The 23,883-nt window shown below is 65.5% G+C and carries 19 protein-coding genes and 1 pseudogene; 17 read left to right on the top strand and 3 right to left on the bottom strand.

Annotation, left to right across the window (positions count from 1 at the left end):
* Positions 1–100: 100 nt before the first annotated feature.
* From tssE to tssH, 4 genes are read left to right on the top strand one after another with little or no spacing between them, the layout of a single operon-like run.
* Complete coding sequence (gene tssE, locus M8523_RS14945) at positions 101–619, top strand: type VI secretion system baseplate subunit TssE (RefSeq protein WP_282585815.1); 519 nt, start codon at positions 101–103, stop codon at positions 617–619.
* A 7-nt stretch (positions 620–626) separates the two neighbouring features.
* The gene (tssF, locus tag M8523_RS14940) at positions 627–2,597 is read left to right on the top strand and encodes a type VI secretion system baseplate subunit TssF (protein ID WP_282585682.1); all 1,971 of its coding nucleotides are present in this window, start codon (positions 627–629) and stop codon (positions 2,595–2,597) included.
* Positions 2,543–3,616 (top strand): type VI secretion system baseplate subunit TssG, encoded by a 1,074-nt coding sequence (gene tssG, locus M8523_RS14935; RefSeq protein WP_282585681.1) that lies wholly within the window; start codon positions 2,543–2,545, stop codon positions 3,614–3,616. Before tssF ends, tssG begins: the two co-directional genes overlap by 55 nt.
* A gap of 19 nt (positions 3,617–3,635) precedes the next feature.
* Positions 3,636–6,269 carry a type VI secretion system ATPase TssH gene (tssH, locus tag M8523_RS14930; RefSeq protein ID WP_282585680.1) on the top strand — a complete coding sequence of 878 codons (2,634 nt, stop codon included), beginning with the start codon at positions 3,636–3,638 and terminating at the stop codon, positions 6,267–6,269.
* Between the two features lie 248 nt (positions 6,270–6,517).
* Here the strand turns inward: tssH and M8523_RS14925 are convergent.
* Positions 6,518–6,891 (bottom strand): annotated as a pseudogene (locus tag M8523_RS14925) (IS110 family transposase); the annotation flags it as partial.
* A 369-nt stretch (positions 6,892–7,260) separates the two neighbouring features.
* Here M8523_RS14925 and M8523_RS14920 point away from each other — a divergent pair.
* From M8523_RS14920 to M8523_RS14905, 4 genes are all read left to right on the top strand, one after another.
* Complete coding sequence (locus M8523_RS14920; protein ID WP_282585679.1) at positions 7,261–9,180, top strand: sigma-54-dependent Fis family transcriptional regulator; 1,920 nt, start codon at positions 7,261–7,263, stop codon at positions 9,178–9,180.
* Between the two features lie 181 nt (positions 9,181–9,361).
* Positions 9,362–11,179, top strand: coding sequence for an NAD(P)/FAD-dependent oxidoreductase (locus M8523_RS14915; protein ID WP_282585678.1), 1,818 nt, complete (start codon positions 9,362–9,364; stop codon positions 11,177–11,179).
* Between the two features lie 75 nt (positions 11,180–11,254).
* Complete coding sequence (locus M8523_RS14910; protein WP_282585677.1) at positions 11,255–12,034, top strand: glucose 1-dehydrogenase; 780 nt, start codon at positions 11,255–11,257, stop codon at positions 12,032–12,034.
* Between the two features lie 60 nt (positions 12,035–12,094).
* On the top strand, positions 12,095–13,168 hold the full coding sequence (locus M8523_RS14905) for a 2,3-butanediol dehydrogenase (RefSeq protein WP_282585814.1): 1,074 nt from the start codon (positions 12,095–12,097) through the stop codon (positions 13,166–13,168).
* Positions 13,169–13,646: 478 nt separating this feature from the next.
* Here M8523_RS14905 and M8523_RS14900 read toward each other — a convergent pair whose 3' ends face one another.
* Positions 13,647–14,396 carry a GntR family transcriptional regulator gene (locus tag M8523_RS14900; RefSeq protein WP_282585676.1) on the bottom strand — a complete coding sequence of 250 codons (750 nt, stop codon included), beginning with the start codon at positions 14,394–14,396 and terminating at the stop codon, positions 13,647–13,649.
* Positions 14,397–14,541: 145 nt separating this feature from the next.
* Here M8523_RS14900 and M8523_RS14895 point away from each other — a divergent pair, with 145 nt between their 5' ends.
* The 7 genes from M8523_RS14895 to M8523_RS14865 are packed head-to-tail and all read left to right on the top strand — an operon-like array spanning position 14,542 to position 20,667.
* Positions 14,542–15,024 (top strand): RidA family protein, encoded by a 483-nt coding sequence (locus tag M8523_RS14895; RefSeq protein WP_282585675.1) that lies wholly within the window; start codon positions 14,542–14,544, stop codon positions 15,022–15,024.
* A complete protein-coding gene (locus M8523_RS14890) occupies positions 15,021–15,770 on the top strand; it encodes an aspartate/glutamate racemase family protein (RefSeq protein WP_282585674.1) in 750 nt (249 codons plus the stop codon). The genes M8523_RS14895 and M8523_RS14890 overlap by 4 nt, the downstream gene beginning before the upstream one ends.
* Positions 15,770–16,957 (top strand): ABC transporter ATP-binding protein, encoded by a 1,188-nt coding sequence (locus M8523_RS14885; RefSeq protein ID WP_282585673.1) that lies wholly within the window; start codon positions 15,770–15,772, stop codon positions 16,955–16,957. The genes M8523_RS14890 and M8523_RS14885 overlap by 1 nt, the downstream gene beginning before the upstream one ends.
* Entirely contained in the window at positions 16,954–17,994 is a 1,041-nt protein-coding gene (locus tag M8523_RS14880) for an ABC transporter substrate-binding protein (protein WP_282585672.1), read from the top strand. The genes M8523_RS14885 and M8523_RS14880 overlap by 4 nt, the downstream gene beginning before the upstream one ends.
* 11 nt (positions 17,995–18,005) lie before the next feature.
* Positions 18,006–18,833, top strand: coding sequence for an ABC transporter permease (locus M8523_RS14875; RefSeq protein ID WP_282585671.1), 828 nt, complete (start codon positions 18,006–18,008; stop codon positions 18,831–18,833).
* A complete protein-coding gene (locus tag M8523_RS14870) occupies positions 18,826–19,650 on the top strand; it encodes an ABC transporter permease (RefSeq protein WP_282585670.1) in 825 nt (274 codons plus the stop codon). Before M8523_RS14875 ends, M8523_RS14870 begins: the two co-directional genes overlap by 8 nt.
* Positions 19,651–19,665: 15 nt before the next feature.
* Positions 19,666–20,667, top strand: a complete 1,002-nt coding sequence (locus M8523_RS14865) for an asparaginase (protein ID WP_282585669.1) — start codon at positions 19,666–19,668, stop codon at positions 20,665–20,667.
* A gap of 30 nt (positions 20,668–20,697) precedes the next feature.
* Here M8523_RS14865 and M8523_RS14860 read toward each other — a convergent pair whose 3' ends face one another.
* The gene (locus tag M8523_RS14860; protein ID WP_282585668.1) at positions 20,698–21,114 is read right to left on the bottom strand and encodes a hypothetical protein; all 417 of its coding nucleotides are present in this window, start codon (positions 21,112–21,114) and stop codon (positions 20,698–20,700) included.
* Between the two features lie 205 nt (positions 21,115–21,319).
* On the opposite strand from M8523_RS14860, the gene M8523_RS14855 reads away from it, so the two are divergent.
* Entirely contained in the window at positions 21,320–22,840 is a 1,521-nt protein-coding gene (locus M8523_RS14855) for a sugar ABC transporter ATP-binding protein (RefSeq protein ID WP_282585667.1), read from the top strand.
* Entirely contained in the window at positions 22,837–23,862 is a 1,026-nt protein-coding gene (locus M8523_RS14850; protein WP_282585666.1) for an ABC transporter permease, read from the top strand. The genes M8523_RS14855 and M8523_RS14850 overlap by 4 nt, the downstream gene beginning before the upstream one ends.
* Positions 23,863–23,883 lie beyond the last annotated feature (21 nt).

Raw genomic sequence — 23,883 nt, 5'->3', positions numbered from 1 at the left:
GGCGGCTCCTCCCTGCAGCAGGCTGTAGGCACCTCCTCCGACGGGATGTTTGCTGACCATGGCAGGCTTAAAAAAGTCGAATAGGCTCAGCCCACCCTTGATGTGGGCCTTCCGGAGCGCCGCGGAAAATCGCGACTCGCGCGACCAACCGGAGCGCCGTAACGACACGAACGGGCAACAGCTCGTTCCCGACCGCAAGGGCACTTCCGCAGCGTCGATCACGGAGCCGATCCTGCGGCGGGAAGTCTGGCGCGACCTTGAAAATCTTCTGAACACGATCGCGCTCGAATCCACGCAGAGGGAGGTCGGCCGCGCCCCGCATGTCCGCACCTCGATTCTTAACTTCGGCCTACCCGATATGGCCCATCGCTCGATCGACGAGCTTCTCGCCAACGACCGCGGCATGGAACGCCAGATTGAAGCGGCTCTCAAAGCCTTTGAGCCCCGGCTTGTCGAAGGGACCATCAGGGTCAAACGCGATGCCACCGTAGACCCAAGCGGGCTGAAGGTGCGCTTCCTGGTTAGTGCGGACCTGATCTGCAGGCCCGTCGATATCCCGCTGGAATTTACGGCGGACGTCGATATCGGCAGCGGCCGTTTCGCGATCTCTCGCCTGTGAAGCTCTGATGAACCGTGAATTCCTTGATCTCTTCAACCAGGAACTCGGACTGCTTAAGGAGCAGGCTAAAGAGTTCGCCGACGAATTTCCCGGCATCGCGTCCCGGTTGGGCGGCCTGATTGAGGACCGGCCCGACAATATGATACTCGGCCTGCTCGAAGGCTCCGCCTATCTCGCGGCCCGCGTGCAACTCAAGATCAAGCACGAATTTCCGGAGTTCTCGAACAATCTCCTGCAGCAGCTGGTCCCGAACTACCTCGCCCCCACACCCTCGGTGATGATGGCCCGGATCGTCCCGCCCTACGGCGATGCTGCCCTCAGGGACGGATGGACGATCAAACGCGGCGCCTATCTTGACGCCAATTACCGCGAGCGCGACCGTCGCGTCGCTTGCCGCTACCGCCTCACGTCAAACGTGACCCTTTGGCCCTTCGACCTGACGCATGCAGAATATTTTTCGAGCCCCGCACCGCTGCAGGCCTTGGGACTCGACGTCGGGCCCGACGTCAAGGCAGGCCTGCGCATGCGGATCACCTGCCGGTCGGCCGCAACTCTCGAGGATGAGGTCGACGAGGCCGCGGCTCTCAAACAGCCTGACAAGCTTGTCGCCGGATGCCGGATCACGGATTTGCCCGTGTACCTTTTGGGCGACGAGGCAGATGCGGTCACGCTCTATCAATCCTTCATCGGCAGCTGCACCGGCGTTTACGTGCGCTCGCTCGACACATTCGGCAATCCCGTCCTGCCGGTCCCGCGCCTGCCGGCCGGTTCAATTGTCCAGGTCGGGTTCGACGAAGACGACGCGTTGATGCCGAACGACGATCGCATCTTCCGCGGGTTTGATCATCTGCGGGAATATTTCATGTTTCCGCGCAAGTTCCTCGGTTTCAAGCTGCTTCGGCTCGATAAGGTTCTGCGCCACCTGCGGGTGAAATCCTTCGACCTCATCTTCTGCTTCGATACGGTCCAGGCGAAGCTCTCGGCCGCGGTGCGCTCCGAAAAATTCGCCTTCTACGCCGCGCCGGCCATCAACCTCTTCACCATGGAAATGGACCGGATCCCCATCAAACCCAACCAGCACGAATACCACATCGTGCCGGACCGCAGCCGGTCCCTGGATTTCGAGCCGCACCAGATCATCGACGTGCATGCTCATTATCCGGGCGCACAGAACAAGCAACGGATCCCGCCACTCTATTCGACGGCGATCGATGGCACCTCATATTCGCAAAACCTCTTCTACACCGTGCGCCGTCTCCCCCGCCGCCGGACCATCGAGGAAAAGAAGTATGGCTCGGTGTCGGATTACCTGGGCACGGATGTCTTTCTGTCATTGATCGAACCTGTCGGCATCGAGGACGAGGATCGGGCGACGGAAGTGAGTGTCCGAGCGCTCTGTTCCAACCGCCACCTCACGGAACGTCTGCCGATCGGAGACAATCGGGGCGACTTCCAGTTCTGCGACGATACGGAGATGAAGATCCTCTGTGTCGAGGGGCCGACCGCCCCGCGAGAGCCGGTGCTGGCGCAATTGCGCAGCCGTGGCGAGACCGCGCACACGGGTGTCGTAACGTGGCGCCTCATCAACATGCTGGCGTTGAACCATCTGGGCCTTGTGGAACGCGGCGGCGGGCGCAACGGAAATGCGCTTCGCGACATCCTGTCGATGTTCGCCGACATGGGCGACAGCATCATGGAAAAGCGCATCCGTGGGATTCGCTCGGTCGATAGCCAACCCATTGTGCGCCGCATTCGCCGCGCCGGCGGGGTGGGGGCGGCGCGTGGCATTGAGGTGACGATCACGTTCGATGACCGGGCCTTCGAGGGCAGCGGCGTGTTCCTGCTCGGCGCGGTGCTCGACCGGTTCTTCGCCGAATATGCCGCGATCAACTCTTTCACACAGACGGTGATACGGACCGTTGAATGGGGCGAAATCATCCGCTGGCCGCCCCGGCTTGGGGCACGGGGCGCGCTATGAGCCGGCTCGACGACATGACGGAGGAGCCCTGGCGCTTCGATTTTCTGGGCACCATGCGGCTCATCGAGCGCAGTCACCCCGAAAAGCCGAGGATCGGCGACAGCGCGGCCGTAGCCGATGAGACGGTGCGGTTGGGCCAGGACCCCTACATGGCGTTCCCAGCTTCGAATCTCAGCAAGGTCGAGGTTCTGAAGGACGGACGCCTGCAGGTGCTGACGAAATTCCTCGGGCTCCTGGGACCGCAAGGGGCCCTGCCCCTGGCCACCACCGAAGAAGCGCTCGGCTGGCAGGAATCCCTGCACGACGATGCCTTTCCCCGCTTCGCCGACCTCTTGAACAATCGCTTCCTCCAGCTCTTCTTCAGGGCCTGGGCGGACGCGCGGCCGATCTCCCAGCACGACCAGCCCGACCGTGATCGCTTCAAAACATATATCGGCGCGATGGTGGGTATCGGGACGGAGACGCTGCAGGATCTCGACACGGTCCCGGATGCAGGCAAGCTCAACTTCGCGGGTCTTGCCGCATGCCAGACCAAGAGCGCCTCACGGCTTCGGCATATGGTGCGTGGCCTGTTCGGGGTGCAGGTCGAAATCGATGAGTTCGTCGGGTCGCGCTTGGCCCTGGAGGTTGGTGAACAGACCAAGCTCGGCGACTGCAACTCCCGCCTTGGCGACGATATGATCTTGGGCGGCAGCTGCTTCAGCGTCGAGGATAAATTCCGTCTCCGCATCTATGTCCGCGACTTGGCGCAGTACATGCGCTTCCTGCCGACGGGCGATCGCTGCGAACCGCTCGCCGACCTCGTCTTCTACTATGTCGGCGAGGCGCTCGACTGGGAGGTCGAACTCGCCCTACCGACCGCGGAGGTTGCGCCGATGCGGCTCGGCAGCTTTGGCCAGATCGGCTGGACCACGTGGCTGTCACCCAATTGGGCCAGCACCGACGCCTACCGCTGCGACGCCCGATTTCACCCCGCAAGCCGCCTCCGTGAGAAACGGCAGCGGACACATCAGTCCTGACTGTTGAGGAGGCGCGACCATGGCTGAGATCAGTCTTGAAACTGTTACGGGAAAACTCAATCGCATCGGCCACGACGCCTTCTTCCAGGCGCTGCGGCAGGCCAAGGCCGCCCGCAACAGCCATGTCGAACTCGTTCATTGGCTGCACCAGGTCTTGCTCCAACAGGGGACCGACCTCGACCTCGCGGTCGATCACTTCAAGCTCGATCGGGCGCGTCTGTCGGCCGATACGGCACGCGCTATCGAGGGTCTCGATCGCAACCAGACGCAACTGGCCGGCGTGGGCAAGCCGCTGCTCTATGCCCTTGATCGCGGCTGGCATTTCGCGACCTTGCTGTTCGGCGAAACGCAGATCCGCACCGGGCATGTTCTCGTCGGCGTGCTGATGACGGAGGATCTGCGGCCCGCGCTGCTGTCGATCTCGAAGGAATGGGGCAAGATCGGCCTCGATACGTTGACCAATGAATTCGGCCGCATTCTGCGGGTCTCGATCGAAGAGGATCTCCGGCCGATCGATGGCTCCGGACTACGCGGGGCCGACACGCCAGGTGCGGCCGCGGCTGCGGGAACACAGGGCAATACCGCGCTCGATCGCTATTCGCAGGATCTCACCGCCAAGGCCGCCACTGGCTCGATGGACCCGATCCGGGGTCGCGACGAGGAAATCCGGCAGGTGATCGACGTGCTGATGCGACGTCGGCAGAACAACCCCATCCTCACGGGCGAGGCCGGCGTCGGCAAGACGGCTGTTGTCGAAGGATTTGCCCAGCGCATCGCCGCGGGCGATGTGCCGCCGCCCCTGCGGGGCGTGACCCTGAGGGCGCTCGACATCGGGCTGATGCAGGCCGGCGCCTCAATGAAGGGCGAGTTCGAGCAGCGACTGCGATCGGTCATCGACGAGGTGCAGAATTCTCCGACCCCGATCATCCTTTTCATCGACGAGGCTCATACGTTGATCGGCGCCGGTGGCCAGGCCGGGACGGGCGACGCCGCTAACCTCTTGAAGCCCGCGCTGGCGCGCGGCACGCTCCGCACCATTGCGGCCACCACCTGGTCGGAATATCGCCAGCATATCGAGAAGGATCCGGCGCTGACCCGGCGCTTCCAGCCAATCGGCATTGACGAGCCGGATGCCGCGCGCTGCTGCGACATGCTGCGCGGCCTGCTTGCGCCCATGGAAAAGCACCATGGAGTACGGATTGCGGATGCCGCCGTCGTCGCGGCCGTGCATCTGTCGCAGCGCTACATCCCGGCCCGGCAATTGCCCGACAAGGCCGTGAGCCTGCTCGACACCGCCTGCGCCCGTGTCGCCATAAGCCAGACCACGACCCCGGCCGCGCTGGCCGACCTTAAGGTCGGCATCTCGGCGTTAGAGACAGAGAAGGCCGCCCTCGTGGCCGATGAGGAACTCGGCACGGACGCCACGAAGCGCCTCGACGAGATCGAGGCGCAACTCGCCGATTTGCGCGAGGATCTCGCGGCCCTCCAATCCGAATGGGCAAGCGAGCAGACGCTGGTTGGCGAGATCCACGCGCTACGGGCCGATTTGAAGAAGCCCGATGTCGATCAAATCGAGACCCGTGCGGCTCTCAAAGGCAAGGCGGCCGATCTCTCCGCGATCGATCCGGAAAGCCGCATGATCTACCCTCATGTCGACGAGCAGTCGATCGCCGCCGTCGTCTCAGACTGGACCGGCATTCCGGTCGGCCGGATGATGAAGGACGAGATTGAGACGGTTCTCAATCTGGCCGACATTCTCAATCGGCGCGTCGTGGGCCAAAGCCACGGCCTCGCAATGATCGCCAAGCGGATCGAAACGAACCGCGCGAGGCTCGACAACCCGAACAAGCCGATCGGCGTCTTCATGCTCTGCGGCCCTTCGGGCGTCGGCAAGACCGAAACCGCCCTGGCGCTCGCCGAAGCCCTCTACGGCGGCGAGCAGAACATGATCACCATCAATATGTCGGAGTTCCAAGAGGCCCACAGCGTCTCGACGCTGAAAGGCGCGCCGCCCGGCTACATCGGCTACGGCGAAGGCGGACGCCTGACCGAGGCTGTGCGCCGCAAACCCTATAGCGTGATCCTGCTCGACGAGGTCGAGAAAGCCCATCCGGACGTGCACGAGATCTTCTTCCAGGTCTTCGACAAGGGCCAGATGGAGGATGGCACGGGACGGAGGATCGACTTCAAGAATACGCTGATCATCCTCACCTCGAACGTCGGCACCGACCGCATAATGGCGGCGCAACAGAAGGGCGGCGCCATCGATGCCACAGAGCTGGCGACGGCCTTGCGGCCCGATCTCCTCTCAGTGTTCCCCCCTGCCCTGATCGGCCGGCTCGTTGTGATCCCCTATTTTCCACTCTCGCCCGACATGCTCGGCGGCATCGTACGCCTGCAGCTTGATCGCATCGGCCAGCGTATCGCTGATAACCAGAACACCGCCTTCAGCTACGGGCAAGCCGTGGTCGACCACATCGTCTCGCTGTGCAACGATCCCGACTCCGGCGGCCGCATGATCGATAACATCATCACCAATACCCTGCTGCCCGACTTATCGCGCGGGTTTTTGGACCGGGCACTTCAGAATGAAGTGCCCGGTCGGGTCAGAGTATCGGTCGAGGACAGCGTTTTTTCATATAAGTGGGATTGATTTTTGAAAATAAGTTTTACCAAGTAAGTCAGTTGTCCTTCAAAAAACTTATTTAGTGTCCATAAAAATTCATATTGGATCCAAATAAGACGAATTTGTTTTTCTGAGCACCTTGCTGGGCATTGATAAGTGGAGTTCCGCTGGGTTCAAGCAGCTACGGTTTGCGGCAATCGAGTGAAGTAGGTCTGGTCCGACGTCTGTCGGTTAAGCGTCGGCACGCTGCGGCCTTGTGACAGCGTCCGCGGCACCAGCAAAGGGCGAACCAGCGTTTCGCCGTCGATCCTGTCGGTCGTTGCGCACCGCCGCCGGCGTGACGTCGCGATGGAGGCAGGATGGACGACATAGCTCTCGGTCCCTTCCTGTTCGAGAACCCGGTGGATCCAGAAACCATCCAGACCCGCCTCCTGAACCAAGATTATCCGGAAGCTTTGGCCCGTACGAACAGCCGCCTTGCGCTGGAGATCTGCGAAGCGTCCCAGAAATGCCGAAAGGTCGCCGCCCTGGACAGCAATTTCGACATCTTCTCTCCCTCGCCGAGCGACTGCAACGTAATAAGCCACTTTAAATGAGAAAACTCCAGCGAAACAAAGATGGCGGCGAGGTCTGTCCGGACAGCAGCCAGGGTCTATAGTGTTGTCGTCGGCAACGTGCATGCTGGTCTCCACGGGTCTTGGCCGGCCTCACTCCGCTAGAGCATCGGTCGCTCGCCATACCGATGCGATCCCAGTAGATGTCGACCCAACCAAACTTTGAAGAGATCTGCCTCAGCTGAAGCTGACTGGCCGCGAACGGGCGAGCCTGGCCGATAGCCGATGGACGGTTTCGGAAGCGCGGCCAGAAAGGGCGGACCTAAACACGCTCGGCATTCGCGCCGGTGTTGCATCGCTTGTATGCAGCCTGCCGCCGTGCCCACTCGAACGACCTTAACCATCGCTTTCCAGCAGCGCCGTCCCGGTGCACACTCTCGTAAAAACAAACGGGGAGGATGGCGATGCGGCCCAATGGGAGCACCCATGTGGACGAGCTGATCAGGGCCGCGCACGGCGAGGTCTGGGGGCGGGACCCCGTGATCGGCCAGTCGTGGCGACGCTGCATGGACGAGTATCGACTTGATCCGGGCGCGCCGCGGCGCGCCTATATCCACACCCACCAGCGGCTGCGCGAGCATCGCGAGGCTATGGACGATCTGATCCGGGTCGCGCGTTTCGGCGTCGAATCGCTCTACAAACAGGTCTCCGGCCTTGGCTATGTGCTGATCCTCAGCGATGCTGCGGGCGTCGCTGTCGATTTCATCGGCGATCCGAGCCAGGACGATGCCCTGCGCCGCAGCGGACTCTACCGCGGCTCCGATTGGAACGAGCGCCTCGCCGGCACCTGCGCGGTGGGCACCTGCATCGCCACCGGAGAACCGCTCACTGTTCACCTCGACGACCATTTCGCGGGCGATCACATCGCGCTCACCTGCACGGCGGCGCCGATCTTCGCCAGCGACGGCACGCTCGCGGCCGTGCTCGACATCTCGGCCCTGCAGTCACCAACCCCGAAGACGAGCCAGCATCTCGCCCTGCAGCTCGTGCAATCCTTCGCGCACCGGATCGAGACCGCGAGCCTGCACAACCGGTTTCGTGGCGACTGGATCGTACACCTGTCGCGTTCACGCGAATTCGCCGAGATCGAACCGGAGCTGGCGCTGGCCGTCGATGCGAGCGGCCTCATCACCGGATTCAACAGCCGGGCCCGGAGGGCGTTGGAACAGTCCAGCACCGGGCGCGGCGATCCCGCCGCTCTTCTCGGAGCACGCTTCGAGGACATATTCGACGCCCGGCTCGATGATCTGCCGAGCCTTACGCGCGCGACCCCTTCCGACCGCCGCACGCTCCGGTTGCGGGGTGGGGGGACGTTCTCCGCCCTGGCCTTGCGACCCGCTGAGCCGCGCAGCCGGCGCGAAGGGAAGAGCGCCGGGACGCCCACGTCGCCAGCCGAACCGGACCTCAATCCGGCGCTGGCGATGATTGCCACCAAAGCCGGCCGCCTGCTCAAGGCCGGGATCGGCGTTCTGCTGCAAGGCGAGACGGGAACCGGCAAGGAGTACATGGCGAAGCTGCTGCATGCCCGCTCGGCGCGTGCCGCGAAGCCCTTCGTGGCCGTGAATTGCGCGGCCTTGCCCGAGACGCTGATCGAGGCCGAACTGTTTGGCACGGAGCCGGGCGCCTTCACGGGTGCCGCGCCGCGCGGGAGGCCGGGCCTGGTGCAGCGGGCCGACGGGGGCACGCTATTCCTCGACGAGATCGGCGACATGCCGCTCGCGGTGCAGACCCGGCTCCTCCGCTTGCTCAGCGAGCGTGAGGTCACTGCGATCGGCGGCGGACAACCCCGCGCGGTCGATCTGCAGGTCCTGGCTGCCACGAATCGCGACCTGCCGGCGCTGGTGCGAGAGGGTCGCTTTCGAGAGGACCTCTGGTATCGCCTCGCAGGTGGCGTGTTCACGCTGCCGCCCCTGCGCGACCGCGACGACCTTATTCCCCTGATCGATCGGCTGCTGCGCCAGCAGAAACGGGCGCTTCGCCTTTCGGCGCCGGCACGGGAGCGCCTACAGACCCATTCATGGCCCGGCAATGTGCGGGAGCTCGCTCAGGCGCTGGCCTATGCGGCTGCCATGGCCGACGGGGAGGAGATCGGGTTCGAGGACCTTCCGGCGCACCTCTCGGCAGCGGCCACGCCCGTCGTGCCGCGCCAAGATGAAGCGGCCCCGCGCGGGACTGAGGCGGACCATCTCGCCTGTGTGCTGCAACGGTCCGGGTGGAACGTTTCCGAGGCCGCCCGCGTCTTGCATGTGGATCGCACAACCATCCATCGCCGCATGCACCGTTTCGGCATCGTGGGGCCTCACAAGACCGGATCCAATCCGTAGCACACCTGAGGCGTCGCCGCAGGTCGTGCGCCACAGCTGAGGCGCGGAAATCGACTGCTCGGCGACCGCACGCCCGACCGACCCCTGGGATCTGCCTGGACTCCGACGTCGCGAAGGCGGCGCCCGACGTTGGCACCATGCTTGCGATGCCTCCCGCAACCATAAACCGGGAGGACCATCAATGAATGCCGTAGCCCTCGCGCCTCAGCGCCTGTCCGCCGCCGATGAACGCGTGCTCGCCTGGCTCGACCGTTTCGAAAAAGCTCTGTCGAAACAGGATACCGCCGGCGCCGCTTCCTGTTTCGCCGCCACATGCTTCTGGCGCGACTTGATCGCGTTGACCTGGAACATCACGACGCTGGAAGGCCGCGACGCCATATCCGGGATGTTGGAGGCGCAGCTCGGCGCCGTTCGGCCGCGCAACTTCGCGCTGGATGAGGCGGCGACGGAGGCCGACGGCGTCACCGAAGCCTGGATCACATTCGAGACCGAGCATGCTAGCGGCTTGGGTTACCTCAGGCTCAAGGGCGAGGAGGCGTGGACGCTGCTCACCACCGCGCGTGAGCTGAAGGGTTTCGAGGAGCCGCGCGGTCCCCGGCGCGAGAAGGGCGTGCAGCATGGCGCCGCGCCGAGCCGTCGCTCCTGGCTGGAGCAGCGGCAGGACGAGGAGGCCGCCTTCGGCCGCTCGCGCCAGCCCTATTGCCTCATCGTCGGTGGCGGCCAGGGCGGTCTCGCGCTCGGCGCGCGCCTGAAACGCCTCGGTGTCCCGACCCTCATCGTCGACAAGCACGCGCGCCCCGGCGACCAATGGCGCAGCCGCTACAAGTCGCTGCACCTGCACGACCCGGTCTGGTACGACCATCTGCCTTATCTACCCTTCCCCGACCACTGGCCCGTTTTCGCGGCCAAGGACAAGATCGGCGATTGGCTGGAAATGTATTGCAAGGTCATGGAGCTCAACTACTGGGCCAAGACCGAGTGCCGTTCCGCGCGCTACGACGCCGACAAGAAGGAATGGACCGTCGAGGTCAACCATGACGGCGAGACGGTGACGTTGCATCCAAAGCAGCTCGTACTCGCCACCGGCATGTCGGGCGTTCCCAACCTGCCGAACTACCCCGGCATGGCCGATTTCAAGGGCGAGAGCCACCATTCGAGCCAGCACCCCGGCGGCGAGCGCTTCAAGGGCAAGACGGCGGTGGTCATCGGCTCCAACAACTCGGCCCACGACATCTGCGCCGATTTCTATGAGAACGGCGCAGATGTCACCATGGTGCAGCGCACCTCGACCCACATCGCCCGCTCGGAATCGCTGATGGAGCTGGCGCTCGGCGGCCTCTACTCGGAGGAGGCCGTCGCCAAGGGCATCACCACCGACAAGGCCGACCTCATCTTCGCTTCCGTGCCTTACCGCATCATGCACGAATTCCACGTGCCGGTGTACGCCGAGATGAAGAAACGCGACGCCGACTTCTACGCGCGCCTGGAGAAGGCCGGCTTCAAGCTCGATTTCGGCGATGACGAGTCCGGCCTCTTCATGAAGTACCTGCGTCGCGGCTCGGGTTACTATATCGACGTCGGCGCGTCCGAGCTGATCGCCGACGGCAAGATCAAGTTGAAGCACGGACAGGTGGAGCGCGTCACCGAGACGGGCGTGCGGCTCGCAGACGGCACCGAACTGCCGGCCGACGTCATCGTCTACGCCACAGGCTACGGCTCCATGAACGGTTGGGCCGCGAAGCTCATCAGCCAGCAGGTCGCCGATGCGGTCGGCAAGTGCTGGGGCCTCGGTTCCGACACGACCAAGGACCCCGGCCCTTGGGAGGGCGAGCTGCGCAACATGTGGAAGCCGACCCGGCAGGAGGGGCTGTGGTTCCACGGTGGCAACCTGCACCAGTCGCGGCACTATTCCCTCTATCTCGCGCTGCAGATCAAGGCGCGCCTGGAGGGCATTCCGACGCCCGTCTACGGCCTCGCCGAAACGCACCACAAAGGCTGAGACCGGCTACCGGCACGCCCTTGACCGCCGCGCCCTCGATGGCGCGTCGGCGCACAACCATTCAGGGAGGTAAACATGGAACTGCAACTCGACGGCGCGCGCGTTCTCATCACCGGCGGCGGCCGGGGCATCGGCGCCGCCATGGCGCGGGGCCTGGCCGAGGCGGGCGCCAAGGTGGCGGTGGCCGATATCGACGGCGGCCTGGCGGAAGCCACGGCTGGCGCGATCGGCGGGGCGGCCTTTCCGCTCCGGATCGACGTGCGGGATCGCACCTCGGTTCGCGATGCGGTCGCGGCCTGCGTGGCGCGCCTCGGCGGCCTTGACGTCATGTTCAACAATGCCGGCATCGCCCAGGTGCGCAACTTCCTCGACATCACGGAGGAGGATTTCCGCACCGTCATGGACGTGAACGCCCTCGGCGTACTGATCGGCATGCAGGAGGCGATCCGACAGATGCGCCTGCAGGGCACGGGCGGCTCGATCGTCAACACGGCCTCCATCGCCGGCAAGCAGGGCTATGAACCGCTCGCGCATTACTGCGCCTCCAAATTCGCCGTGGTGGCGCTCACCCAGGCCGCCGCTCGCGCCTTCGGCAAGGACAACATCCGCGTCAACGCCATCTGCCCCGGCGTGGTCGACACCGCCATGTGGCGGCTCATCGACAAGGGCTTTCAGGACAACGGCCTTTCCAAGACCGAGAACGAAGCCTTTACCACCTTCGCGAGCGGTGCCGTGCTGGGCCGCCCCTCCAAGGCCGAGGACCTGGTCGGTGTCGCCCGCTTCCTGGCCTCGCCCGAGTCGGCCTTCATGACCGGCCAGACCTTGCTGGTGGACGGCGGGATGGTGTTCGACTGACGCGACCGGGACGACGTCAGAGACAACGCGCCAGACAAGGCGCAATCAAGGGAGGACATGATGAAAGCGCTCCGCTTCCACGCGGCCAAGGACCTGCGCCTCGATAGCGTCGAGGTGCCACCCGATCGCCCGCCACCCGGCCAGGTGCGTGTCCGCAACCGCTTCGTCGGCATCTGCGGCACCGACCTGCACGAATATGCCTATGGGCCCATTTTCATTCCCAAGGAGCCTCACCCTTTCACCAAGGCCGTAAGACCGCAGGTGCTCGGGCACGAATATGGCGGTGTGATCGAGGCGGTTGGCGATGGGGTGACCAACGTGCGTCCCGGCGACCGGGTCTCGGTCCAACCGTTGATCATGCCGCGCAGCGGCGACTATTACGCCGACCGCGGCCTGTTTCATCTCAGCGAGAATCTCGCGCTTGCGGGCCTGAGTTGGGGCTGGGGCGGCATGGAGGAGGCTTCACTGCTGCATGACTACAACGTCCAACGCATCCCCGACGCGCTGTCCGACGAAGAAGCGGCGCTGGTCGAGCCGGCTGCGGTCGCGGTCTACGCCTGCGATCGGGGCGGCGTGCGAGCGGGGAGCAGCGTGCTGGTCACGGGCGCGGGACCCATCGGTCTCCTCACCTGCCTCGCGGCGCGGGCCGCGGGGGCGAGCCAGATCTTCATCTCCGATCCCAACACGGCCCGGCTCGCCTTCGCGCGCCGCATGCTGCCGGATGTGATCCCGATCAACCCCAAGCAGGACGACGTCGGCGAACGGGTCCGTGCCGAGACGGAGGGACGCGTCGGCTGCGATGTCGCCATCGAATGTGTCGGCAACGAACATGCGCTGAAGGCCTGCGCCGACGCCGTGCGCAAGCAGGGCGTGGTTGTGCAGACCGGGCTGCACCCGCATCCCAATCCACTCGATTGGTTCCAGGTCACCTTCAAGGACATCGACGTCCGTGGCTCCTGGGCCTACCCGACGCAGTTCTGGCCGCGCGTGATCCGCCTCATCGCCAGCGGGCAATTGCCCGCCAAACGGATCGTCACCAAGACCATCGGTCTCGGCGAGGCGGTCGGCGGCTTCGATGCACTGCTCGACCCCAGCGGCGAAGAGATCAAGATCCTGATCGACGTCGCGCGCTGAGCGCAGGGCTGCCTCGGCCGCGCAGAGGTAGCCTCAAGACCGGCTGGGCGCCCAATGCGGTCAGCGTCATATATCCGCCCTCAGCGCTCGTAAGACAGACTGAGGGGTTTCGATAAGGGATAACGTTTTTTGCCGCAAGGAGAGTGGCGGCTTTCGAGAACATCATAAGGGCGAGCGAACGTAGCAGGGATAGCCGCCCAATCTAGGGACCGGGCGACACTATCGAGGGCTTCGCGGTGTCGCGGGAGCCGCTCTTGACGGCGCGGTTCAACTCAACGAGGTGGCCGATCATGTACTTGTGACTTTTTGCTCGATCCAGCGCGCACCTTGTCGATCGTATCCACCTGTGCGGTGGAAATCCGATCAGCGGCATCAACTGCTGTACAATCGAGCGTCCCGCCTTGCCGTATAGGAAGCCACATCAAGGCCCTATGAGCCATCTCGGCATCCTTTCAGCCTTGGGCGTGCCGAGGCAGCATCAGGCCGGTGTAAATGCCTTGAGGATCGACACGAAGGTGTGGCGGTCGCCTTGCGCGGGCGTCAGCATGACCCGGCCCTCAATGTCGGCGAGATGCTCGCTCATCCGTGCCCGAGCAGCCGCAAGGTCGCGGCGGCGAAGGTCTACAATGATCGCGTGGTGATAGTCCGTACCGCAGTCGTCATGAGCCTCCATCTTGTAGAGCGCCATGACCAGCGAGATGCGTGCCACGACCTTGGCCAGCAACTCGGTCAAAACGCCGTTTCCGCCGATCCGTGCCAATTCGAGATGGAACTGGCCTGACAGCTTGTTCTTGGCCGCTTCGTCCATCGCATCATGGATACGTTGCTCCCCGGCGACGATCTCGTCGAGCCGATTGAAGTCCGCCGCGGTTGCGCGTTCGAAGACGTGACCGAGAACGACATTCTCGAGGGCTCTCCGCGCCTCGAAAAGGTTCTTGGCGTCCTCGACGGTCGGTTCGGCCACGAAGGTGCCGCGGTTCTTTTTTCGTTCGAGCAGATGCTCGCGCTGCAGCATGCCGAGCGCGCCACGCACCACGGTACGGCTGACCCCGAAATGATCGCCAAGCGCATCCTCCATGATCTTGACGCCCGGCTTCAGCGCGCCCTCGGCAATGGCATCCGCCAGCGTGGCGCAAATCCGATCGACGACGTCGTCCGCCGCGCCGTCCGGCACCTCGCGTGACAACGGGGTCGGTTCCGCAACCGGTTGTTTCGACGCTCGCTTCAACGCTTGACCTCCATCAGGGCTGCCTAGTCTTTTAGCACAAGTTGTTGGAAATTTGTGCTTATACACTTTCGAAAATAGATTATCATATCGGTGCGAACCAAATCAATTCGGCGATCTTAGTCGCCATCTGGATCCGCCCACGCTCATGAGCCTCACACCCGACGCCATTGCGATGCGCCTGCACGACCTCGGCAAGGCTCTCCCCGACACGGCGCATCCGCGCGCGTTGTTCCGTCCCTGGCGGCGATCCGGAGCGCTGCTGATCCTGTCGGGCCAGGTGAACGAACGAGACGGGACGATTATCCGGCCTGGGACAGTGGGATCCGACATGTCGGTCGAGGAGGCGCGCGGCCACGCCGAGACCTGCCTGCTCAATCTGCTGTTCCATGTGCGGGCTGCCTGCGACGGCCAGCTCGACCGGGTCGCTTGCTTGCTTCGCCTCGGCGGCTTCGTCGCGGCTGTCCCCGGCTTCGCGGATGCGCCGCTTGTCATCAACGCGGCCTCGGAACTGCTGATCGGACTCTACGGACAGGATTGCGGCGCCCATGCCCGTACGGCCATCGCGGTCACGGGATTGCCCGGAGGCGCGCCCGTCGAGATCGACGCGATGCTGGAGATCCTGCCATGACCGACCGGCCGTTCCGCATTCTCGCCGTCAACTCGAATACCGACGAACGGGTCACCGGCCGGGTGACCCGTGCCATTGGCGACGTGCTGCCAGGTTGCCACGTCGAAGGGATCACCGCGGGCTTCGGGCCGCGCGGCATCGGTGGTCGTGCGGACCTCACGATCTCGGCCATGGCGACGTTGAGCGCCGCCGTCGACCATCCGGGCGAGCATGACGCGATCATCGTGGCCTGCTTCAGCGACCCCGGTCTCCACGCGCTGCGCGAGGTTCTCGACATTCCGGTGGTCGGGATCGGCGAGGCCTCGTTCCTCACCGCCGTCCAGCTTGGCGCCCGCTTCTGCGTCGTCACCGTCGGTCCGCGCGTCGTGCCTGTCATCGAGGAAGCCGTGCAGGCGACAGGTCTCGCTTCCCGCTTCTGCGGTGTCGAGATCGTCGACACCGCGGCCTTGCAGGCACCTGACCCGGTGCCGTTGCTGCTCGAAGGGGTCGAGAAGGCGGTGCGGGGGCGCGGGGCCGAGGTGGCCATCCTGGGTGGCGCCGCCTTCGCGGGTTTGGCGGCAAGGGTCGGCGAACGATCCCCGATCCCAATCGTCGGCAGCGTCGAGGCGGCGGCCGTCCAGGCCCTGGCCCTGATCCACCTGAAGGCCGGCCGTCCGAAGGTCGGTAGCTACGCGCGACCCGCGGTCAAGCCGATGACTGGCCTGACCGGACGTCTTGCCCGTCTGCTGGCAAGCGAGGCCTCGTGATGCAGCGTGCTCTGCCCGCTCTCGACCAGAACACCGCCGCGAGGTCGCTTTCGAGCGAGCTGGCCCAGCGCACCGGTGCGCTGACGGTCGCTGGGCTCAGCCACTCCTACGGATCGGGTTTCGCGGTCGACGGGGTGACCTTCGACATTCCGGCCGGAGAAGTCGCTGCCCTGCTCGGCCCCAGCGGCTGCGGCAAGTCGACGGTGCTGCGGGCGATCGCCGGGCTGATCCGCCCGGCGAAGGGCACGATCGCGCTCGGCGACACGGATCTTCTGCAAGTGCCGGCGCGGTCACGCGGCATCGGCATGGTGTTCCAGAATTACGCCCTGTTCCCCCACATGACCGTGGCCGAGAATGTCTCTTATCCCCTCGCCTGCCAGGGCGTTCCGAAACAGGAGCGGCGGGCGCGGGTCGACGAGATGCTGCGGCTTATCCAGCTCGACAGCTTCGGTCGGCGTCTGCCGCATCAATTGTCCGGCGGCCAGCAGCAGCGCGTGGCCGTGGCCCGCGCTCTTGCGGGGCGCCCCTCGCTCCTGCTTCTCGACGAGCCATTCGGGGCGCTGGATCGCGCCCTGCGCTTCGACCTGCAGGTCGAGATGCTGCGGCTGCAGAAGGCGCTCGGCATCACGACGCTGCTCGTCACGCACGACCAGGAGGAGGCCCAGAGCCTCGCGAGCCGGCTGGTGCTGATGAATCGTGGCCGCATCGAACAGATCGACACGCCGAGCCGCATCTATGACCAGCCCCGAACGCTCTTCGTCAACCGCTTCATCGGCCAGACCAGCATGCTCACCGGCCGAGTCGAGGGTGCCGGCCCCGAAAGGATGCCGGTCCGGCTGACCACGGGTGAGCTCCTGGACCTGCTCCGGCCCACGCGCTTCGTGTCCGGCGCCTCCGTCGTCGTCACCTGCCGGCCGGAAGAGGTGAGCCTGTTCCCCGACGCCGGACCCGGCCGGCTCGCGGCGCGCTTGATCGTCTCGATCCCGCTCGGCCCGCACGTCATCCACGATCTCGAACTCACCGACGGCACAGGCATCCGCTGCGCGCAGCTCCGCGCGCAAGCGCCCGACACCCTCCTTCTCGGCGATCGCATCTTCGTCGCGATCGATCCCGCGCGCTGCCACGTGTTTCCGCCCGATGCGATCGGCGGCGATCTTCACGCTTCCTTAGAAGGACCCTCGTCATGACCGGACCGATGCTCACCCGCCGCCATTTCGGCGCCCTCGCCGGAGGCCTAGCTACCGCCGGCTTGCTGCGTCGGGCGGCCTTCGCGGCCAATCCCGGCGTCGTCGCCGCCACCTTTCCGGGCGCGTGGGAAGACGCCTACCGCACGGTACTGACCCCGATGGTCAAGGCGGCGGGCTTCGACCTCACCGTCGCGCCTTCCATGGCGCAGGATCAGCTCGCCAAGGTGATGGCGAGCCGCAGCCACCCGGCCTACGATTCGCTCCTGATGTCGCCCGGCCAGACCGCGGTCGCGACCGAGAACGACCTGATCCAGAAGATCGATCCCAGCAAGATTCCCAACTGGAGCCAGCTCGACCCGTCGTTTCAGACGGAATGGGGCCCGACCGTGACGGTCGAGGTCAATGGCATCGCCTACAATCCCGACCTCGTGCCGGCGCCGAAGGGCTACAAGGACCTCTTCACCAACCCGGCCTATGCGGGCAAGGTCTCCTGGACCGGCTTCGAGTCGAATACGGCCGTGATGGCCTACACCCAGATCGCCAAGATCTTCGGCACAGGGCCGGACGACATGGACGCCGTCTTCAAGCTATTCAAGGACCACCCGGAGAGCCTGTCCGCGGTCGTCGACAGCACCAACCACCAGATGTCGATGTACCAGCAGGGCGATATCGCCGTGTTCATGTGCTCGACCAACAATGTGGCGCACCTGAAGTCGCTCGGCCTGAAGGCTGAGTTCGTGCACCCGGAGACGGGATCGCCCGCGGCACCCGTGTATCTGCACCTCACCAAAGGCGCCGCCGACCCGGATGGCGTCTATGCCTATATGAACGCCGCCATCTCGAAGCCGGCACAGGAGGCCTTGCAGCAACCTCCGACCGAGATGTTCCCGACCAATATGGGCGTCGATCTCACGCCCAGCATCGCGGCTTATATCACCAAGGCGCAGGTCAAGACGCTCGTCTATCCGGATTGGGTGTCGATCAACAAGAACCGGGGCGCCTGGACGAAGTCCTTCGACGCCATCGTGGCGAAGTAGGCAGCGCGACGATGCGATCGAGCGGCATTCCCTACCTGCTCCCGATGCTGGTCCTGTCGGGACTGTTCTTCGTGCTGCCGCTCGTACTGCTGATCCTCTTCAGCTTCACCCGGGACGGCGCGGTCTCGCTGCAGAACTACGCCGCCTTCTTCGAGGACCCGTTCAACGTCAAGGTCCTGACCGCCACGGCGCGGCTCGGCCTCGAGACGGTGGCGGGCACGACACTGCTCGGGCTGCCCGTGGCGCTGCTCTACTGGCACAGCGGGCCGAAGACCCGGCAGGTCCTGGTGTTCCTCTCGCTGGTGCCGATGCTGACCAGCAACGTGGTGCGCACCTTCGCCTGGATCGTGATCCTCGGCCGGCAGGGGCCGATCAGCCAGACCCTGATGGCGCTGGGGGCCACGGGCGCCCCCTTCAGCCTGCTGTTCACCGAGTTCGGGTTGGTGCTCACCATGACGCAGATCGATCTTCCGCTGATCATCCTGCCGCTCGTGGCCGTGCTGTCCGGCACCCGGCGCGACCTGTCGGACGCCGCCGCGACCGCTGGCGCCGGGCCCTGGCGCATCTTCGTGACGATCCTGCTGCCCCTGATGGTCCCCGGCCTGCTGGCCGGCTGGATCCTCGTCTTCGCGAGCACCAGCGCGTCCTTCGTCACGCAGGCTGTGATCGGCGGTGCCCGCAACGTCTACGTACCGCAGCTGATCTATCGCGAGGTCGGCATCCTGTTCGATTGGCCGCTCGCCTCCGCGATCGCCGTGATCCTGCTGGTCCTGACCGGCGGAACACTCCTCGCCTTGGCTTCGCTGGCCCGGCATCCCCGGTTCGCCCGCTATGTTTAAGCGCATCCGACAAACCCTGCCCGTGGCGCTCTACAATCTCGTGGTGCACGGCTTCGGCTGGCTCGCGATGGCGTTCCTCGTCGCCCCGATCGCCATCGCGCTCATCATGTCGCTGACGGCCGGGCAGACGCTGCGGTTTCCGCCCCAGGGCCTGTCGCTGCGCTGGTATGCGGCTCTGCTCGATCCGGTGCGCTCGGCCACCGAGCAGACCGCCGCGTTGAACTCGCTGGAGATCGCGGTCCTGGCCGTGTTCGGCTCGTTCCTGATCGCGGCACCGGCCGCCATCGGCATCACGCGGCTGCGCCGCCGGCGCGCCCTCGTGGTCGAGCCGATGCTGCTCGCGCCTCTCGTGTTGCCGAGCCTCGTCTACGGCCTCGCGGCGCTCGTGGTCGCCAATGCGATCGGCCTCCGGCCCTCGTTCTGGCTGACCGTGATCGGCCACATCGTCGTGTTCGGCCCGCTCATGTACCGCGCCACGGCCGCCATCGCGCAAAACCTCGACCCCTCGCTCGCCGAAGCCTCGGCCACGATGGGCGCCAGCGCCTTCACGACGCTCCGCCGCGTGATCCTGCCCCTCCTCGTCCCCGGCATCATGGCGGGCGGCTTCCTGGTGTTCATCGAGTCGCTCGACAACGTCTCGGTCTCGCTCTTCCTCGCCGACCCGAAGACCACGGTGCTGCCGCTGCGCATGTTCGCCCTCATCGAGGAATCGCTCGATGTCCGCGTCGCCGCCATGTCGGGGGTGCTCATCGCGGTCACGCTGGCCGGCCTCGTGCTCGGGCGGCGCGTGCTGATGGTGTCCCGGTCTCAGTCCTGAAGAATGGTGTTCGTTATGGGGTCCAAGCCTAAAATCGGTCTGCTCGGGTTGGGCGGCACGATCTCCTCGATCGGCAAGGGCCCGCTCGACCTCGCCAATTATGGGGATACCCGCGTCATCATGGGCGCCGACGAGATCTCACAACGCGTGCCCGACCTCACGGACTTCGCCGACATCGTGTCGATCCCGTTCCGCGCGATGCCGGCCATCGACATCACGCCGGACGACTGGCTCGCCATCAACCGGAAGATCCACGAGGTTGTCGAAGCCACGCCCGATCTCACCGGCCTCGTGCTGACGCATGGCACGGCGAGCCTGGAGGAGACCGCCTATTTCCTCAATCTGACCCTCAGGGTGGATCTGCCCGTCGTGCTCGTCGGGTCGCAGCGCCCCTTCAGCGCCATCTCGTCGGACGCGCAACTGAACCTCATCAACGCGGTCCGCGTGGCCGCAAGCCCCGAGGCCCGCAAAAAGGGCGTTCTGGTGGTGATGAACGACGAGATCCAGGCCGCCCGCGAGGTCAGCAAGACCGATACCTACCGACTGCAGTCCTTCCAATCGCCCGGGTTGGGGGCCTTGGGCTATGCCGATGCCGACCGTGTCTCGTTCTACCGGTCACCCACCCGGCGCTTCATGACCGATACGCCGTTCGACGTTCGTCAAAGCGAGGCGCTTCCGCGCGTGGATGTCGTGACCTCCTATGTCGGCGCCGATGCCACGCTGATCGACGCGTCGGTGGCCGCTGGAGCCGAAGGTATCGTCGCGGCTGGCTTCGCCCCCGGCTTCGGCTCGCCAAAGGAGGTCGAGGCCCTGAAACGCGCCGTCCAACGCGGCGTCGTCGTGGTCCAGGCCGCGCGGGCGCATTCGGGGCGGGTCGACCCCCGCGACCGCATTCGCGAAGCCAACTTCGTGGCCGCCGACAATCTGCCGGCTCACAAAGCCCGCATTCTCCTGTCCCTGGCCCTGACGCAGACGCGTGCTCGCGACGCGATCCAGGAGATGTTCCTCACGTTTTGATGGCGATATGGCCTTGCTGTGGCAGCGGTCCTAGGATCCTCGTAGGGACGACGCGCATTCGGAACGGGACGTCGCCGCCAGACCGAACCGGCGATGAGGCCCCGCAGACATCTGGTCAGGGCCGTGTCGCCATCCCGTATCGTTTGCGTGGCCTGATGGGTGGATCGCGAAGGCGAGGGTCGTAAGATGATGCTGGCGGGCGTCGTCGGGGCGCCCGAGCGCCCAGGGCGCCTCGACGGCGATGACGCGCGCCCAAAGGGCGGCGAGTCCCGCGTCGATCAGTTCCGCCTGCGTCAGCATATGCTGGGCTGGGAGAGAGCGACGTCGGCCCCCCCGCCAGTGCGGCAGCGCCGTTGCGGCGAGCGCCTCGTGACCCTCTCTGCAGGTCGGCCAACTGATGGCGAGGCCCACCGCGCCAAGGGACGGCAGGCGCTTGAGAAGCGTCAAGAGCTGCCGTTGGCGACCGCCATTTTGCGGACATTCGGAGCAGGACTGCAGAACCGGGCCGTTTCCGGTGCAGCGACGAAGGTTGAAGCGTCCCGCTTGCTCAGGCGCAAGATAGGAATAAGGTTCCTACCAAACGGCGGTCCTGAATTCGCCGACAAGAGGGAGGAGCCCCCGTGATCAAGCGGCGGGTCGGACAGGGCACGGAATGACCGCGCCGCTGCTGCAGGTGAACGGCGTCCAGAAGCGCTATGGCGGCGTCCATGCCCTTAAGGGGGTCGACTTCGACCTCGCGGCGGGCGAGGTGCATGTGCTGCTTGGCGAGAATGGCGCCGGCAAATCAACGCTCATGGGCGTGCTCTCAGGCGCGGTGAGCCCGGACGAGGGCTCGGTCGCGCTGGACGGCAGGCCAGTCCGTTTCGCGAGTCCGCGCGATGCCCATGCGGCCGGCATTGCCATGATCCCGCAGGAACTTGATCTCGTGCCGGGCCTCGATATTGCGGCCAATCTGTTCCTCGGCAGCGAAATCACCCACGCCGGCGTGCTGGCCCACGGGACAATGCGGCAGCGCGCGCAGGCGCTTCTGAAGAGCGCCGGGGTTGCGCTCAATGCGAGCCTGCCGGTCGCGAGCCTGCGCATGGGCGAGCGGCAACTCGTCGCCATCGCCAAGGCGCTTTCGGCCCAGGCCCGTATCCTCATCATGGATGAGCCGACTGCGGCGCTCTCGGCTGTCGAGGCGGACCACCTCTTCACAGTGGTGCGGGACCTGGCGGCGCGGGGCGTGGGCATCGTCTATATTTCGCATCGGCTCGAGGAAGTCGGCCGGATCGGAGATCGCGTGACGGTGATGCGCGATGGTCTGGTCGTCGGCACCGCCGGTCCCGATGCGCCGCAGGCCGCACTTGTGCGCATGCTGGTCGGGCGCCCGTTCTCGGACCTGTTTCCGCCGCGCGCCGGCACGCTCGGCGCGCCGATCCTGCGTCTCGACCACGCGCGTTTCGAGCCCCGCCACCCTCGACCTGGCTGGCAGGCGCCGCAGGACGTTTCGCTGATCGTGCACGCGGGCGAGATCGTCGGCCTCACGGGCCTGATGGGGGTCGGCCGCACCGAGCTTCTGTCGGCCCTGCACGGCTTCGGAGCGAACGGCCGTTGGCACGGCACGGTCGAGGTCCGCGGCAAGCCGGCCTCGCTCGGCACGATCGCCGCAGCGCGACGCGCCGGCATCGCCTATGTGACCGACGACCGCCGGGGCACCGGCCTCGTGCTCAATCACACGGTGGCGCAGAACGCCGTGATGTCTACGCTGCGGCGCGTGACGCCGTTCGGCCTCGTGTCCCGGGCGCTGGAGCGGCGGGAAGTGGCGACCGCACTCGATACCTACGACATCCGCCCGCGCCTGCCCGACGCCAAGGTGGTCAACCTGTCGGGCGGCAACCAGCAGAAGGTGGTCTTCGCCAAGGAGCTGATGAACGGCCCGGGACTGCTGCTGCTCGACGAGCCGACGCGCGGGGTCGACGTTGGCGCCAAGGCCGAGATCTACCGCCGCCTGCGGGCGCTCGCGGGCAGCGGCCTCGGTGTGCTGGTCGCCTCCTCCGAACTGCCGGAGCTGATCGGCCTCTGCGACCGCATCGTCGTCATGCAGGCCGGCCGGACGGTGCATGAATTCGGGGCCGGCCCCGCGGAAGACGAGGTGCGCCGGGTCAGCGAAGGGGAGGTTGCGGCCGCATGACCACCGTCTCGACCCCTGCCACGGCCCCGCGCCCACGCAAGAGCCCGCTCGCCTATCTGGTGCGTTTCCAGAGCCTGCTCGGGCTGGTGATCGTCATCATCGCCGGCATCGTCTTCTCGCCGCGCCGGCACGGCCACATCCTGTTCCTGCAGACCGACAATATCGCCAACATCATCCGCTCGATCTCGGAGACCGGCATCCTGGCACTGGGCATGACCTTCGTGATCATCGCGGCTGGCATCGATCTCTCGGTCGGCGCCGTGCTGGGGCTGTGCTCCGTGCTGACCGCTCAGCTTCTCGTCAACGAAGGGTGGGGCTTGTGGTCGACACTGCCGCTCGTGATCGTCGTCGGTGTTCTTTTCGGCGCCGTCCAGGGCGCTATTTCGACCAAGGCCCGCATCCAGGCCTTTATCGTGACGCTCGCCGGGCTGCAGGCGGCGCGCGGCCTGTCGCTGATCGTCTCGAACAACAGTTTCATCAACATCAATTACGGCCAGGGCCCCGGTAGCGCGCCGCCCGCCTTCGCGGTGCTGGGGGAGCGCATCGGCGGCGTGTTTCCCGTGGCGACGCTGGTGTTTCTGGTGCTCGCGGCTGTCTCGGCCTTCGTGCTGAACAACACGCGCTATGGCCGCTACGTGTTCGCGGTCGGCGGCAACGAGAAGGCGGCGCGGCTTTCGGGCATTCCGGTCAACGCGGTGAAGATCTCGGTCTATGCGCTGACGGGCTTCGTCTCGGCCATCGCCGGCATCGTCCATGCGGGGCAGTTCGCCTTCGGCAGTCCCAACGACGGCACCGGCTACGAGCTCAACGCCATCGCGGCCGTGGTGATCGGCGGTACCGACCTGTTCGGCGGCGCCGGATCAATGGTGGGGACCATCGCGGGCGCCGTGATGCTCGGGGCCCTGGCCAACATCCTGCAGCTCAACGACATCAGCGCCGCCATGCAGCTGCTCGCGACAGGCGCCATCATCGTGGCCGCCGCGGCGCTGCAGACGCTCGTCGTCAGCCGCGGCACACGCTGAACACCCCCGAGAAGCCGGGCG

Origin of the sequence: Lichenifustis flavocetrariae, from assembly GCF_026130545.1 — a bacterium.
Taxonomy (GTDB): domain Bacteria; phylum Pseudomonadota; class Alphaproteobacteria; order Rhizobiales; family Beijerinckiaceae; genus Lichenihabitans; species Lichenihabitans flavocetrariae.
This window is presented reverse-complemented; position numbering and strand designations above follow the sequence as displayed.

Excerpts from the sequence above, each read along its gene's own strand:
- M8523_RS14850 (WP_282585666.1), top strand. The coding sequence starts at position 22,837 with ATGACCACCGTCTCGACCCCTGCCACGGCCCCGCGCCCACGCAAGAGC.
- M8523_RS14915 (WP_282585678.1), top strand. The coding sequence starts at position 9,362 with ATGAATGCCGTAGCCCTCGCGCCTCAGCGCCTGTCCGCCGCCGATGAA.
- M8523_RS14905 (WP_282585814.1), top strand. The coding sequence starts at position 12,095 with ATGAAAGCGCTCCGCTTCCACGCGGCCAAGGACCTGCGCCTCGATAGC.
- M8523_RS14865 (WP_282585669.1), top strand. The coding sequence starts at position 19,666 with ATGGGGTCCAAGCCTAAAATCGGTCTGCTCGGGTTGGGCGGCACGATC.
- M8523_RS14855 (WP_282585667.1), top strand. The coding sequence starts at position 21,320 with ATGACCGCGCCGCTGCTGCAGGTGAACGGCGTCCAGAAGCGCTATGGC.
- M8523_RS14890 (WP_282585674.1), top strand. The coding sequence starts at position 15,021 with ATGACCGACCGGCCGTTCCGCATTCTCGCCGTCAACTCGAATACCGAC.
- tssF (WP_282585682.1), top strand. The coding sequence starts at position 627 with ATGAACCGTGAATTCCTTGATCTCTTCAACCAGGAACTCGGACTGCTT.
- M8523_RS14895 (WP_282585675.1), top strand. The coding sequence starts at position 14,542 with ATGAGCCTCACACCCGACGCCATTGCGATGCGCCTGCACGACCTCGGC.
- tssE (WP_282585815.1), top strand. The coding sequence starts at position 101 with ATGTGGGCCTTCCGGAGCGCCGCGGAAAATCGCGACTCGCGCGACCAA.
- tssH (WP_282585680.1), top strand. The coding sequence starts at position 3,636 with ATGGCTGAGATCAGTCTTGAAACTGTTACGGGAAAACTCAATCGCATC.
- M8523_RS14880 (WP_282585672.1), top strand. The coding sequence starts at position 16,954 with ATGACCGGACCGATGCTCACCCGCCGCCATTTCGGCGCCCTCGCCGGA.
- M8523_RS14870 (WP_282585670.1), top strand. The coding sequence starts at position 18,826 with ATGTTTAAGCGCATCCGACAAACCCTGCCCGTGGCGCTCTACAATCTC.
- tssG (WP_282585681.1), top strand. The coding sequence starts at position 2,543 with ATGGGGCGAAATCATCCGCTGGCCGCCCCGGCTTGGGGCACGGGGCGC.
- M8523_RS14920 (WP_282585679.1), top strand. The coding sequence starts at position 7,261 with ATGCGGCCCAATGGGAGCACCCATGTGGACGAGCTGATCAGGGCCGCG.
- M8523_RS14910 (WP_282585677.1), top strand. The coding sequence starts at position 11,255 with ATGGAACTGCAACTCGACGGCGCGCGCGTTCTCATCACCGGCGGCGGC.
- M8523_RS14885 (WP_282585673.1), top strand. The coding sequence starts at position 15,770 with ATGCAGCGTGCTCTGCCCGCTCTCGACCAGAACACCGCCGCGAGGTCG.
- M8523_RS14875 (WP_282585671.1), top strand. The coding sequence starts at position 18,006 with ATGCGATCGAGCGGCATTCCCTACCTGCTCCCGATGCTGGTCCTGTCG.